The sequence below is a fragment of the Thiomonas sp. TH-17 genome (genome assembly GCF_057473305.1).
The window spans coordinates 1-12,084 of the sequence record NZ_JBYCKI010000135.1 but is presented as its reverse complement, the minus strand read 5'-3'; the positions used below and the strand labels follow the sequence as shown (position 1 = coordinate 12,084).

General features: G+C 66.7%; 13 protein-coding genes. 5 read left to right on the top strand and 8 right to left on the bottom strand.

Going from position 1 to position 12,084, the window contains the following annotated elements:
- Nucleotides 1–604, top strand: a 604-nt coding sequence (locus AC2VLV_RS08140; protein ID WP_486989504.1) for an AzlC family ABC transporter permease, incomplete at its 5' end; no start/stop codon positions are given.
- Nucleotides 601–927, top strand: coding sequence for an AzlD domain-containing protein (locus AC2VLV_RS08135; RefSeq protein ID WP_486989503.1), 327 nt, complete (start codon nt 601–603; stop codon nt 925–927). The genes AC2VLV_RS08140 and AC2VLV_RS08135, both read left to right, overlap by 4 nt.
- A 4-nt stretch (nt 928–931) precedes the next feature.
- Here AC2VLV_RS08135 and AC2VLV_RS08130 read toward each other — a convergent pair whose 3' ends face one another.
- Both AC2VLV_RS08130 and AC2VLV_RS08125 read right to left on the bottom strand, forming a co-directional pair.
- Nucleotides 932–1,669 (bottom strand): DsbC family protein, encoded by a 738-nt coding sequence (locus AC2VLV_RS08130; RefSeq protein WP_486989502.1) that lies wholly within the window; start codon nt 1,667–1,669, stop codon nt 932–934.
- A gap of 27 nt (nt 1,670–1,696) precedes the next feature.
- Nucleotides 1,697–2,905: an FAD-dependent monooxygenase gene (locus tag AC2VLV_RS08125; RefSeq protein WP_486989501.1), complete on the bottom strand. Its 1,209-nt coding sequence runs from the start codon at nt 2,903–2,905 to the stop codon at nt 1,697–1,699.
- 140 nt (nt 2,906–3,045) lie between these two features.
- Between AC2VLV_RS08125 and AC2VLV_RS08120 the strand changes: the two genes are divergently transcribed.
- The gene (locus tag AC2VLV_RS08120) at nt 3,046–5,358 is read left to right on the top strand and encodes an AsmA family protein (protein WP_486989500.1); all 2,313 of its coding nucleotides are present in this window, start codon (nt 3,046–3,048) and stop codon (nt 5,356–5,358) included.
- A 1-nt stretch (nt 5,359) separates the two neighbouring features.
- Here AC2VLV_RS08120 and AC2VLV_RS08115 read toward each other — a convergent pair whose 3' ends face one another.
- From AC2VLV_RS08115 to AC2VLV_RS08105, 3 genes are read right to left on the bottom strand one after another with little or no spacing between them, the layout of a single operon-like run.
- Nucleotides 5,360–5,866 carry a TPM domain-containing protein gene (locus AC2VLV_RS08115; protein ID WP_486989499.1) on the bottom strand — a complete coding sequence of 169 codons (507 nt, stop codon included), beginning with the start codon at nt 5,864–5,866 and terminating at the stop codon, nt 5,360–5,362.
- A gap of 1 nt (nt 5,867) precedes the next feature.
- Nucleotides 5,868–6,749 (bottom strand): TPM domain-containing protein, encoded by an 882-nt coding sequence (locus AC2VLV_RS08110; protein WP_486989498.1) that lies wholly within the window; start codon nt 6,747–6,749, stop codon nt 5,868–5,870.
- Between the two features lie 6 nt (nt 6,750–6,755).
- Nucleotides 6,756–7,376, bottom strand: a complete 621-nt coding sequence (locus AC2VLV_RS08105) for a LemA family protein (protein WP_486989497.1) — start codon at nt 7,374–7,376, stop codon at nt 6,756–6,758.
- Between the two features lie 135 nt (nt 7,377–7,511).
- On the opposite strand from AC2VLV_RS08105, the gene AC2VLV_RS08100 reads away from it, so the two are divergent.
- A complete protein-coding gene (locus AC2VLV_RS08100; RefSeq protein WP_486989496.1) occupies nt 7,512–8,420 on the top strand; it encodes a tetratricopeptide repeat protein in 909 nt (302 codons plus the stop codon).
- A 19-nt stretch (nt 8,421–8,439) separates the two neighbouring features.
- Nucleotides 8,440–9,261, top strand: a complete 822-nt coding sequence (locus AC2VLV_RS08095; RefSeq protein ID WP_486989495.1) for a PPK2 family polyphosphate kinase — start codon at nt 8,440–8,442, stop codon at nt 9,259–9,261.
- 186 nt (nt 9,262–9,447) lie between these two features.
- Here the strand turns inward: AC2VLV_RS08095 and AC2VLV_RS08090 are convergent, their stop codons facing one another.
- The 3 genes from AC2VLV_RS08090 to tldD all read right to left on the bottom strand — a co-directional run.
- Nucleotides 9,448–9,981 (bottom strand): cytochrome b, encoded by a 534-nt coding sequence (locus tag AC2VLV_RS08090; RefSeq protein WP_486989494.1) that lies wholly within the window; start codon nt 9,979–9,981, stop codon nt 9,448–9,450.
- 93 nt (nt 9,982–10,074) lie between these two features.
- Nucleotides 10,075–10,521 (bottom strand): PsiF family protein, encoded by a 447-nt coding sequence (locus AC2VLV_RS08085; RefSeq protein ID WP_486989493.1) that lies wholly within the window; start codon nt 10,519–10,521, stop codon nt 10,075–10,077.
- 196 nt (nt 10,522–10,717) lie between these two features.
- On the bottom strand, nt 10,718–12,084 hold a 1,367-nt coding region (tldD, locus tag AC2VLV_RS08080), incomplete at its 5' end, for a metalloprotease TldD (RefSeq protein ID WP_486989492.1).

The following is a 12,084-nucleotide window of genomic DNA, read 5'->3' as shown; positions in this document are numbered from 1 at the left end:
CGGGGCGCTGGCCATGTCGGCGCTGGTGTTTGCCGGGTCGGCGCAATTCATCGCCCTGAGCCTGCTGGGCAGTGGCGCCAGCGCGCTGGTCGTGGTGTTCACCACCCTGGTCGTCAACCTGCGCCACCTGCTGTACGCCGCCAGCCTGCAGCCGCAGATGGCGCGGCTGCCGCAGCGCTGGCGGGTGCTGCTGGCGTTCTGGCTCACCGACGAAACCTACGCCACGGTGCATCACCGCTACGCCCGCGATGATGGTGCGCCGTTCAAGCACTGGTACACGGCGGGGTCGGGCGCGGCCATGTACCTCAACTGGCTGGGCTGGACCGCGCTGGGAGCCTGGCTGGGGACGGCCAGCCCGGCGCTCACCCATCTCGGGCTGGAATTCGCGCTCGTAGCGACCTTCGTGGGCATCGTCGTGCCTCTGCTGCGCGAGCGCCCGAGCATCGCCGTGGCCCTCACTGCGGCGGCGGTGGCGCTGGCGGCGCGCGATCTGCCGTACAAGCTCGGCCTGATGCTCGCGGCATTCGCCGGGGTAGCGGTCGGGGTGTGGATGGATGGTCGTCGCCGTCCGGCCCTTGAGGAAGAGACGGGAGAGACGCGATGAACTGGAGCCTGTGGGAGGTCATTGTCGGCATGGCCGCGGTGACGTTCGCCATCCGCTACACCCTGTTCGGGCTGGGCGGGCGGCTGAGGTTTTCGCCGCGGGTGCAGCAGGCGCTGCGCCATGTGCCGGTGGCGGTGCTCACCGCCATCGTCGTTCCGATGGTGTTGCTGCCCGACGGCCAGCACTGGGATTTGAGTTGGCGCAACCCCTGGCTGGCCGGTGCGCTGGCCAGTGCCGCCCTGGCGCTGGGCACGCGCAAACTGCTGGCTGCCATCGCGGGCGGTATGGCGGTGTATCTGCTGTGGCGCTTTGGCCTTGCTTGACGGTTTACTTGATCGAGGCCAGCTTCTTCTCGACTTCTTCCTGCGGCAGCGCGCCTTCCATGCGGCTGCCGTCCATGAAGATCAGCGTGGGGGTGGACGAAATGCCCAGCTTCTCCGCCAACGCCACATTGGCCTTGAGCGGATCGACGCAGGTCGCGGCGGCCTTGGGCGGTTGCACCTGGTTGTTCATCCAGTCCAGCCAGGCCTTGCTGCGGTTGGGGGCGCACCAGATGTCGCGCGACTGCGGCAAGGACTCGCGGCGGATGATGGGCACGACGAACACATGCAGCGTGACGTTGCTCATTTTCTCCAGCGTGGTTTCCATCTTGTGACAGTACGGGCAGTACGGGTCTTCAAAAATCGCGATCTGGCGCTTGCCGTTGCCGAACACCAGCTTGAACGAGTCTTTGAAGGGCAGATCCTTCCAGTTCACCCGGCGCAGCTCGTCGATGCGGGCCTTGGTGATATTGGTCTGGGTCTTGGTGTCGAAAATCTCGCCGGCGAACAGAAAGGTGGCCTTGGCATCGGTGTAGAAAATCTTGGCGCCAACGTCCACTTCGTACAGCCCGGCATAGGGGGTTTTGATGATCTTGGCGCTGGCGGGCAGGCCGGGCATGGCTTTTTCGAGTGCGGCGCGGGTCTCGGCCAGGGTTTGCGCCATGGCCGGCAGAGACAGGAAGGCCGCGGACAGCGCGACCCCGCGCAGAACGCGCATGACGGAGCGTGAGAGCAATGAGTTCATGAAAGCGGCGCGGCGCGAGCCTGCGCGTCAGGCGAGATAGGGAAGGCCCGAAGCATACCGGGTGAGCAACTGCCGGACGGGCGGCAGGGCATTGGTCGCGTGCAGGCCCAGCGCGCGCAGCGGCGCGGGCACGCGGCTGCCTGCACCGTACAGCCGGGCGAGGGCGTCGGTGGCGGTGGCGAGCGCCAGCACCTGTTCTGCCCGGGCGCGGGAATGGCGCCGCAGCAGTCGCGGGTCGTGCACGGCCTGGCCTGCGCCGCGCTGTTGCAGGGTGCGGGCCAGCACCTGCACGTCTTGCAGACCCAGGTTAAGACCTTGACCGGCGAGCGGATGCACGCGATGCGCGGCGTCGCCAATCAGCACCAGGCCGTCCGCCACGGTGCGGCGGGCGATTTGTCGCTGCAAGCGCCAGGCCGCCGCCGAGCCCGTGGCCTGCAGCGGGCCGAGATGCTGCGCTCGCAGCGCAGGCAGATGGGCCTCGACACGCTGCGCCAGCGTCTCGGGCGACAGCGCGAGCAGCTCCAGCGCCAGCGCCTCGGGGGCCGACCAGACCAGCGACACCATCGGCCGACCCTGTAGCGGCGCCAGCGGCAGCAGGGCGATCACCCCGCCGTCGGCGAAGGTCTGGAAGGCGGCGCCCTCGTGCGGCGCGGCGCAGATGAAATTGGCGATCACGCCGCGCTGCAGGTAGTCGTGCGTGTCCATGGCGATGCCCGAGACCTTGCGCACCAGACTGTTTTCGCCGTCGGCGCCGACGAGCAGCGGGGTCTGCAGGGTGCGGTCATCGGTGGTCTGCACCTGCCAGCCTGCCGCGGCGGGCAGGTGTTGCAGCCGGGCGGCCTGCGCGGGGTTGATCTGCACCCGGCGCTCGAAGCGCAGGGCCAGATCGAGCGCGGTTTCGATGGCGTCGGATTCGACGATCCAGGCCAGCGCTTCGCTGCGGGCGTCGCGGGCATCGAAGGCGAGCTGCGCGCCATCGGCGCGGATGTGCATGGCCCGTACGGGCTGAATGCGCTCGGGCGGCATTTGCGGCCAGACCCGCAGTTCTTCGAGCAGTTGCCTTGAGGCGGCGTTGAGCGCGTAGAGGCGCTGGGCATAACCTTGGGTCGGCAGGGCGGCGGCCGGGCGCGCGCCCAGCAGAGTGACCTGCAGCCCGATCTGCGCCAGCGCCAGCGCGCAGGCCTTGCCTGCAATGCCGCCGCCGCAGATCAGAAGGTCGGAAGAAGGGGAGGACATGATGGAATGGCTGCGCCTGAGGCGCCGTTTTTCTGAGGACTTCGGGCTGTCAGACAAGCTGCCTAGAATCAGCTTCATGTTGACCGACAAAACCCGCATTGTGCCCCCGGCGCGTCGGCGCCTAGGTGTAATTCCCGCCCATGACTGAGGTCACTGCGCCGCAGCCCGACGCGCCCGCGCCGCGCAAGCGCTGGCCGATGCGTCTGTTCAAGGGGCTGCTGGCGGCGCTGCTGGCCGCGGTCATTCTGGTGGTGGGCGGCTTGAGCATTTTGCTGCTCACCTTCGATCCGAACCAATACAAGGCTACGCTGATCCAGGTGGTGCAGGAGCGCGAGCACCGCACGTTGACGTTGCCGGGCACGATCGAGCTCACGCTGTTTCCGCCACTGACGCTGCGCACCGGGCCGTTCTCCTTGAGCGAGCGCGACTCTCCCGCCGTTTTCGCGCGGGCTGACGACCTGCGGCTGCACCTCGATCTGTTCGCGCTGCTGCGGCGCAAGCTGGTGGTCGATCGGGTGGTGATGATCAAGCCGCAGATTCATGTGGCCCGCGACGCGCAGGGGCGTTTGAACTTCGCCGACCTGCTGCCCGACAGCAAGCCCGAATCCACGTCGGCGCGCAGCCCGCTGGGTCTGTCGGTGCACCGTCTGCAGGTCGAGCAGGGCGTACTCTTTTACGACGACGACAAGGCCAAGCTCCACGGCCAGCTCGACGGCCTCGACGTCGGCCTTTCCGGCTTGGACGGCGGCAACGCCGGGGCCTTTCATCTAGAAACCACGGCGCGCTTTGTCCAGCCTGCGCTGGCAACCCGCATCGCCCTGCGCGGCAAGCTGCAGGCCGACCCGGCGCAGCACAGTGTGGTGCTGACCGATCTGGCGCTGTCGGCGCAGGGTGACGTGCCGGGACTGAAGGCGATGCAGACCCAACTCAGCGCAGAGCAGTTCGGGCTGCGCACCGGCTCAATGTGGGCGCTGACCGCGCGGCAATGGCGCATCAAGACCACCGGCCGCACCGAGAGCGGCGAAACCTTGAGTGCGCAAGCCAGCCTGCCAACGCTCGATGCCAAGGGCGACACCGTGCAGATCGGGCCGTTCGATGCCAGCGCCGAGATCGGCGCGGCGCAGGCGCTGCAGCTGCAGTGCAAGACCCAGCAGGCCACGGGCGCCTGGGGCGCGCTGCGCGTTCCCGTGGCGCAATGCGATGTGCAGCACGGCGTGGCCGGAAAGGCGGGGGCGATGCGCCTGACTCTGGCCTCGCCGCTGCAACTCGATCTCACTCATGCGCACTATGTTCTGCCCGCGATCAAGCTCTCGGGCCAGCTCACCCCCGGCGCCAAACCGCAGACCCTGGCGCTGCAAGGCAATGCGCAATACGACGGTGGCGCGAACGGCCCCACCGCGCAGTTTCTGCTCCAAGGTCTGGTGGCCGGCAGCGGGGCCAAGCTGTCGGGCGGATGGGCGCAGCCCGACACCCTGCGCCTCGACGTGAATGCCGACCGCCTCAACCTCGACGATTGGCTGCCGCCGCCCGTCGCACAACCCAAAGCTGCCGCGCCTGCGCCGGCCCCCATCGACCTGTCGGCCTTTCAAAAACTCGGGCTGGGCGCGCAGTTCAAGATCGGCAGCCTGTTGTTCAAGGGCATGCAGTGGAGCGCGGTGCAGGGTCAGTTGACCAGCGACCGCAAGACGCTGGCCTTGCAGCCTTTCAGTGCGCAGGGCTTTGGCGGCAGTGTGGACGCGAATCTGCGGGTGAATCTGGCGCAGCAGCAATACACCCTGCAGCAAAGCGGGCGTGATGTCAGCGTGCAGCCGGTGTTGCAGGCCTTGGTCGGCAAAGATTTTCTGCTCGGCAAGGCCAACTGGACGATGAACCTGACGGCACAGGGCAAGACCCTGCCCGCGCTCATCGCCAGCCTTTCGGGCAAGGCGCGGCTCGACGTGCGCAACGGCGCTGTGAAGGGTTTCAATCTGGCGCAGATGCTGCGCAACGCCCGCGCGCTGCTGGCCGCGCGCAAGGACGGGCAGTTTGCCGCCACCCCGGGCGAGCAGACTGATTTCACCTCGCTGGGCGCGACCTTTGCGCTGCAGAACGGGGTGGCGAAGAACAGCGATCTGTCGGTGCAGAGCCCGCTGTTGCGCGTGGGCGGCGAGGGCTGGTTCGATCTGCCCCGGCAGCGGCTGGACTATCTGCTGCTGCCGACCATCGTCGGTTCGCTGCAGGGGCAGGGCGGGGCCGATCTTGCGGCCTTGCGCGGCGTCACCGTGCCGGTGCGCATCTCGGGCAGTTTTGCCCAGCCGAGCTACACCGTGCTGTGGTCGCAGGCGGGCGGGAATCTGTTGAAGCAGACCTTGAAAAACACCTTGCAGAACGAACTGCAGAAACAGCTCGCACCCGCCCAGGCCGAGCCGCTGCAGAAGGTGGTTCCCGGTCTGTTCAAGGGTTTGTTTCCTTGAACTAAAGCCGCAGCACCACCGGCCAGTCAGGCAACTCGTTGCGTTTTTCCCCGCTGCGCGGCGGCGCATGCAGGGCGAGCAGGCCGCTGACTTCGGCCACGCCCTGCAGCGCGGCGGCCTCGAAGCGGCCTTGGCGCAGCAGCGCTTCCATGCCGCGGCACACCTGCTCCCAGGCATCGGTTGGCACTTGTTGGTGGATGCCGCGGTCGGCGACGATTTCCACGTCCCGCTCGGCCAGCAGCAGGTAGATCAGCACCCCGTCGTTGTGCTCCGTATCCCAGACGTGCAGATGCGAGAACACCTCGATGGCGCGCTCGCGGGCACTCAGGCCGCGCCAGAGTTCGGGCAGATCGAGTGCGCCTTCAACCGCAAAGCGGATTTCGCCGCCGTGCGCCTGCTCAGCCGCGTGGATGGCTTTGGCAATGGCACCCAGCGTGGTTTGCGGAAACGCGCGGCGGGTTTGCCAGGGCGCAAAGCGCAGGTGTCGCAGCAGACGGGGCCAACGCATCTCACCACCGGCCCGAAGCGCCGCCTCCGCCAAAACCGCCGCCGCCGCCACTGAATCCGCCCGAGCCGCGGTCATTGCCACCGCCGAATCCGCCGCCGCCGAAGCCACCACCACCCAGTCCGCCCGGCCCACCTCCCATGCGTATGCCGCTGAACACGGCGAGGAAGGCGAGCGCGCCGAAGGTCAGCCCCAACAGCACTGAGCCGACGAGCCACCACCCCACGCCGCCTGCGATCAGTCCGCTCAGCCCGGAGCCGACGGTGCGGCCGAGCACGCTGCGCAGCACCGAGCCCAGCACGACCGCGCCGATCAACACCATGAAGCCGATTTCCTGCGCGCTGGATCGATCTGCGCCCGGTGCGGTGGCCTGCGGCGGTGGCAGTTGCTCGCCGTCGATCAGCTTCATCAACTGTTGCACGCCGGCCTGCAGTCCGGCGAAATAGTCGCCCTGCTTGAACTGCGGGGTGATGACCTCGGCGATGATGCGCTTGGCGATGGCGTCGGGAATGGCGCCTTCCAGCCCGTAGCCGACTTCGATGCGCATGGCGCGGTCGTCCTTGGCGACGAGCAGCAGCACGCCGTCGTCCTGCGCCTTGCGGCCCAGCTTCCACGCCTCGGCCACGCGAATGCTGTATTGCTCGATGGCCTCGGGCGCGGTGCTGGGCACCATGAGGATGGCGATTTGGCTGCCTTTCTGCGTAGCGAAGGCTCGCAGTTCCTGATCGAGCGTGGCGGTTTGCTCAGTGGTGAGGGTGCCGGTGAGGTCGGTGACCGGCGCGGTGAGCGCGGGCACCGGCGCCAGCGCGGCCCAGACCAGCGTGCCAAGGCCGCACAGCAGCAACGCGGCCAGCCAGCGCTTCCAGACTCCGCGCAACAGCGTCATGCCGACTTACTTGGACGGGGCCGGCACGGGGGCCGCGCCGCCGAAGTCCACCTTGGGCGCCACCGAGATGGCTTTCTCGTTCTCCACGGTGAAGCTGGGCTTGACCTTCATGCCCACCACCATGGCGGTGAGGTTGCTGGGGAACTGGCGCACCAGGTTGTTGTAGTTCTGCACGGCCTCGATGTAGCGCATGCGGGCCACGGCGATGCGGTTCTCCGTGCCTTCGAGCTGCGCCTGCAGATCGCGGAACACGCCATCGGCCTTGAGCTGCGGATAGTTTTCGGACACCGCGATCAGGCGCGACAGGGCGCTGGTCATCTGCGCCTGCGCCTCCTGGAACTTGGCAAAGGCGGCCGGATCGTTGATGAGTTCGGGCGTGGCCTGGATCTGGCCGACCTTGGCGCGCGCCTCCGTCACTTGCACGAACACGTCTTTCTCATGCGCGGCGTAACCCTTGACCACGTTCACCAGATTGGGCACCAGATCGGCCCGCCGCTGATACTGGTTGAGCACTTCGGCCCAACTGGCCTTGATCTGCTCGTCGGACGACTGCAGGGCGTTGTAGCCGCAGCCGCTCAGGCTCAGCAGGGCGGCGGAAAGCAAGATGAGGGATATCCAGCGGCGCATAAAAGAGTCTCCGGAAAAAAGGAACAAACACGGGAAGAAACACGTTGAAACAAGAGTGCAAAGCATATCGCCGGAATGTTCCGTTCCGGGGCAAGTCGGGGGTATGCTGCATGCCTGCAAAAAATCGCCGCACTCATGAGTACCCCACGTTCCGCCGAGCTCGATCTCGGCATTCACACCCAACCACCCCAGCACCTCGACTTCAGCGAGACGCAGCATCCGCTCGAAGTCCTGGCGCATGAGGGAGATGCGGCCGCGCAAGAGTGGCTGGGCGCGCACTATCACGACCGCAAGGACTTTGTTCATGCGGCGCACTGGTATCGCAAGGCGGCCGATCAGGGTTCCGCCGGGGCCCGGTACAACCTGGGCTGGCTCTACGTTCACGGACGCGGCGTGGAACAAAGCGATGCGCAGGCGCTGGATCTGTGGCGGCAGGCCTGCGAAGTGGGCCTGGCCCGGGCGATGAATGGCCTGGGATTTTTGTACGAGCATGGGCGCGGCGTGCCCCGCAGCGACGCGCAGGCCCAGGTCTGGTATCAGCGTGCCTCAGAGGCGGGCGACGCGGCGGGCCAGTGCAATCTGGGCATTTTTCTGCTCAACGGACGTTGCGGCCCGGCCGATCCGTCGGGCGCTGCGGCGATGTTCTCTCTTGCTGCGCATCAGGGCCATCGTGAAGCCTGCTACCGCTACGGACATCTGTTCGTCACCGGCCAGGGCGTCGAGCAGGACGACGCGCAGGCCGTGGCCTGGCTGCGCAAGGCCGCCGAGATGGATGTGCCCGAGGCGCAGCGCGAGCTCGCCGCACTGCTGGCGATGGGCCGGGGCGGCAGTCTCGACTACACCCAGGCGGCCGGCTGGTACCAGCGGGCGGCGGAGCTGGGCGATGCGCAGGCCCAGTTCAGCCTCGGCGTGCTGTACTACCGCGGGTTGGGCAAGCTGCCTGACGTCGAGAAAGCGCGACATTGGTGGACGCTGGCCGCCGCGCAGGGCGAAGAACGCGCCCGCAAAAATCTGACGCTGCTGGCCAAGGGCGTGAGGCGCTGAAGCGGACATGCCCTCTGACATGTCCCTACTGACCGATCTGCGCCGTCTGCGAGTGGACCCCGAGGGCAACCTCGACCTCTCGGACCGCGCCACGCAGATCGACCTGCCGGGCGACCCTTCCAAAGACGAGATCGAGGCCGAGCTCGACGGCCTGCGCGGCCAGATCGGCGAACTGCAGGATGCGATGTTCACCCGCCGCGAGCAAGCCCTGCTGGTGGTGTTGCAGGGCATGGATTCGGCGGGCAAAGATAGCACCACCAAGGCGGTGTTCACCGGGGTGAACCCGCTGGGCATCCACGCTGCGTCGTTCAGCGTGCCCAGCGTGCAGGAACGACGGCACGACTTTCTCTGGCGGGTGCATGCGCAGGTGCCGCCGCTGGGCTGCATCGGCGTGTTCAATCGCAGTCATTACGAGGAACCGGTCATCCGCCGGGTGCACGGTGAGTTGAAGAACGGCGAGATGAAGCGCTATCTGCGGCAGATCGCCGATTTCGAGCAGATGCTGACCGAATCGGGTACGGCCATCGTCAAGTGTTTTCTGCACCTGAGCTTTGACGAGCAGCGCGAGCGCTTGCAGGAGCGCATCGACAACCCGCTCAAACACTGGAAGTTCGACCCGTCCGATCTCGAAGAGCGGCAGTTTTGGAAGCCTTATCAGGCCGCCTACAGCCAGGCGCTGGCGGCGACTTCCACATCACAGGCGCCCTGGTATGTGGTGCCGGCCGACCGCAAGCCGGTGCGCAATCTGATTGTGGCACGTCTGGTGGTGCAGGCGCTTGAGGCGCTCAAGACTCCGGCGCCCGAGCCCAAGCCCGAACTGATCGGGCTGAAGGTGGTTTGAGCTTGTTTAACCCAGATTGTCCGTGAGGCGGGGCTTTGCCCCTACACGGGCGCTGGCGGGCGGTTTGGGGTGTCTTTGCCCCCCGCGCTTCGCGCCCATAGCTTGGGCTATGGGCTTGTCGCGCAGGGCCAAATCCCTCCCCAACCCGCCGCGCCATCATCCCGTGTCCTAATGAACAATCTGGGTTTACAGCATGCGGCGCAGGCTACCGTCGCGCAGGATGAAGGCGTGGTAGAGCGCTGCAGCAACGTGCAGACCGATCAAGCCGAGCAGCCCCAGAGCGACCACTTGATGCGCGTCGCCCAGCAGGCCAGCCCATGTGGCGTTGGCTGGAAACAGCGAGGGGAGGGGCCATAGCCCCAGCCAATGCACCGGCCACTCACGGGCCGACGCGGCCAGCCACCCCAGTAGCGGCAGCAGCACGAATCCGGCATAGAGCAGCGCGTGAGTGGCCTGGGCCGCAAGCGCCTGCCAGGCGGGCATCGGCGGGTGCGGCGGCGGAGTCTTGACCAGCCGCCACAACAGGCGCAGCAAGAAAAGGGTGAGGACGGTCGTGCCCACGCCGATATGCCAGGCCGCCAGCGCATCTTCAGGCGCGCCGCGGTGATCGGTCATCAGCCAGGCCAGGGGATATTCCAGCAGGATCAGCGCCACGATGGCCCAATGCAGCAGGCGGGAGACAGGGTGGTAGCGCGCTTCGGACAGAGCGATTGTGGACATAGTGAGCAAGGCCGCACGGGCGGCGGCTGAAAATCAGAATGTCCACAACTTAACCGGCCTCACTTAGCGCGGGCTGAGTCCGTTCACACCCGATCAGTTGCAAGTCTTGCCATGCGCAGGATGATCGCCCGCAGCTTTGGCGGCCGACTCGCTCATGTATTCGCCGTGCTTGGTCTTGCCGTAGTATTTGTCGCCCGGACAGTGATAAACCTTGGTCGAGGCATTCACCCACACCTTGCCCGCGCCGCCGCCCGCCGCCGCGGCCATGCCTGCGCCCGAGGTTTGCATGGAGTGATGCTTTTCTTCCTTCTTGGTTTCGTGGTGGGCTTGCTCCGTTGCGGGCGCAGCGGATTCCTTGGCCTTGCTCACGCAGGATTTGATGAACTCGGTGCGATCCTTGCCTTTGAGGCTCTGTTCCTTGGCCTGTTTTTCGCACTGCACTTTCTCTTCATGATTTTTCAGCAGACCCGCCGAGGCGATCGTGGGGAAGGCCAAGGCGGCGCTGGTCAGCGCGACGGCGAGCAGGGTGGTGTGTTTCATGGAGCAAACCTTTCTTCAGCAGTGTGGGAGGGAAGGCCGGATCAGCGTCCGGCTTGGGTGCACTGTAGCCAGTGTTCACCCGTTCATCATGCACCGTAAATCACATTTCACCGATGTCACCGGAGGTAAAAAATGAAACAGCCGGAACGCATCGCTGCGATCCGGCTGTCGGGCCTGGATGAAGGTCGCCTTGAGATCAGCCCGTGCCGCCCACGGTCACGCCGTCGATGCGCAGGGTCGGCTGGCCCACGCCGACGGGCACGCTCTGGCCTTCCTTGCCGCAGGTGCCCACGCCGCTGTCCAGGCGCAGATCGTTGCCGATCATGCTCACGCGGGTGAGCGCGTCGGGGCCGTTGCCGATCAGCGTGGCGCCTTTCACCGGGTAGAGCGGCTTGCCCTTCTCCACCCACCAGGCTTCGCTGGCGGAGAACACGAATTTGCCGCTGGTGATGTCCACCTGCCCGCCGCCGAAGTTCACGGCGTACAGGCCGCGGTCGATGCTGGCGAGGATTTCCGCCGGATCGCGGTCGCCCGCCAGCATGTAGGTGTTGGTCATGCGCGGCATGGGCACGTTGGCGTAGCTCTCGCGGCGGCCATTGCCCGTGGGCGCGCGGCCCATCAGCCGGGCGTTGAGCATGTCCTGCATATAGCCGACCAGAATGCCGTCTTCGATCAGCACATTGCGCTGCGTCGGGTTGCCTTCGTCGTCGACGTTGAGCGAACCGCGCCGGTCGGGCAGGGTGCCGTCGTCGAGCACGGTCACGCCGCGGGCGGCGACGCGCTGGCCCATGCGCCCGGCAAACGCGCTCGATCCCTTGCGGTTGAAGTCGCCCTCCAGCCCGTGCCCCACCGCCTCGTGCAGCAACACGCCGGGCCAGCCGGGGCCGAGCACCACGCTCATTTCGCCGGCAGGCGCTGGGCGCGATTCGAGATTCACCAGCGCGGTGTTCACCGCCTCATCGACATACTGCGCGATGAGGGCGTCGTCGAAATAGCCCAGGCTGTAGCGCCCGCCGCCGCCGGACGAACCGGATTCGCGCCGCCCATTCTGCTCGACGATCACGTTCACACTCAGGCGCACCAGCGGGCGCACATCGGCGGCGAGCAGGCCGTCGGAGCGCAGCACCAGCATCACGTCGTGTTCGCCGCCGAGGCTGGCCATGACCTGCACCACGCGCGGGTCTTTGGCGCGCGCCAGCCGGTCCACCTTTTGCAGCAGCGCCACCTTGGCGTTGGAATCGAGCGCGCCCAGCGGGTCGGTCGCGCCGTAGAGCACGCGCGCCGCGCTGCGACGGGTGTCGGTGGGAACTTTGGAGCTGCCATTGCCCGCGCGGGCAATGCTGCGCACCGTGTCGGCGGCTTCGAGCAAGGCCAGCTCGGAAATATCGTCGGAATAGGCGAAGGCGGTCTTCTCGCCCTGCACCGCGCGGATGCCGAAGCCCTGCTCGATGTCGAAGCTGCCCGATTTCACCAGGCCTTCTTCCAGGCTCCAGCCCTCGGAGCGGGTGTATTGCAGATAGACGTCGGCATAGTCGAGCTTGTGCTCGAACACCTTGCCCAGCG

Coding starts and splice junctions, on each gene's coding strand:
- AC2VLV_RS08125 (WP_486989501.1), bottom strand. CDS start 2,905: ATGTCCTCCCCTTCTTCCGACCTTCTGATCTGCGGCGGCGGCATTGCA.
- AC2VLV_RS08130 (WP_486989502.1), bottom strand. CDS start 1,669: ATGAACTCATTGCTCTCACGCTCCGTCATGCGCGTTCTGCGCGGGGTC.
- AC2VLV_RS08100 (WP_486989496.1), top strand. CDS start 7,512: ATGAGTACCCCACGTTCCGCCGAGCTCGATCTCGGCATTCACACCCAA.
- AC2VLV_RS08090 (WP_486989494.1), bottom strand. CDS start 9,981: ATGTCCACAATCGCTCTGTCCGAAGCGCGCTACCACCCTGTCTCCCGC.
- AC2VLV_RS08105 (WP_486989497.1), bottom strand. CDS start 7,376: ATGCGCCGCTGGATATCCCTCATCTTGCTTTCCGCCGCCCTGCTGAGC.
- AC2VLV_RS08085 (WP_486989493.1), bottom strand. CDS start 10,521: ATGAAACACACCACCCTGCTCGCCGTCGCGCTGACCAGCGCCGCCTTG.
- AC2VLV_RS08135 (WP_486989503.1), top strand. CDS start 601: ATGAACTGGAGCCTGTGGGAGGTCATTGTCGGCATGGCCGCGGTGACG.
- AC2VLV_RS08115 (WP_486989499.1), bottom strand. CDS start 5,866: ATGCGTTGGCCCCGTCTGCTGCGACACCTGCGCTTTGCGCCCTGGCAA.
- AC2VLV_RS08120 (WP_486989500.1), top strand. CDS start 3,046: ATGACTGAGGTCACTGCGCCGCAGCCCGACGCGCCCGCGCCGCGCAAG.
- AC2VLV_RS08110 (WP_486989498.1), bottom strand. CDS start 6,749: ATGACGCTGTTGCGCGGAGTCTGGAAGCGCTGGCTGGCCGCGTTGCTG.
- AC2VLV_RS08095 (WP_486989495.1), top strand. CDS start 8,440: ATGTCCCTACTGACCGATCTGCGCCGTCTGCGAGTGGACCCCGAGGGC.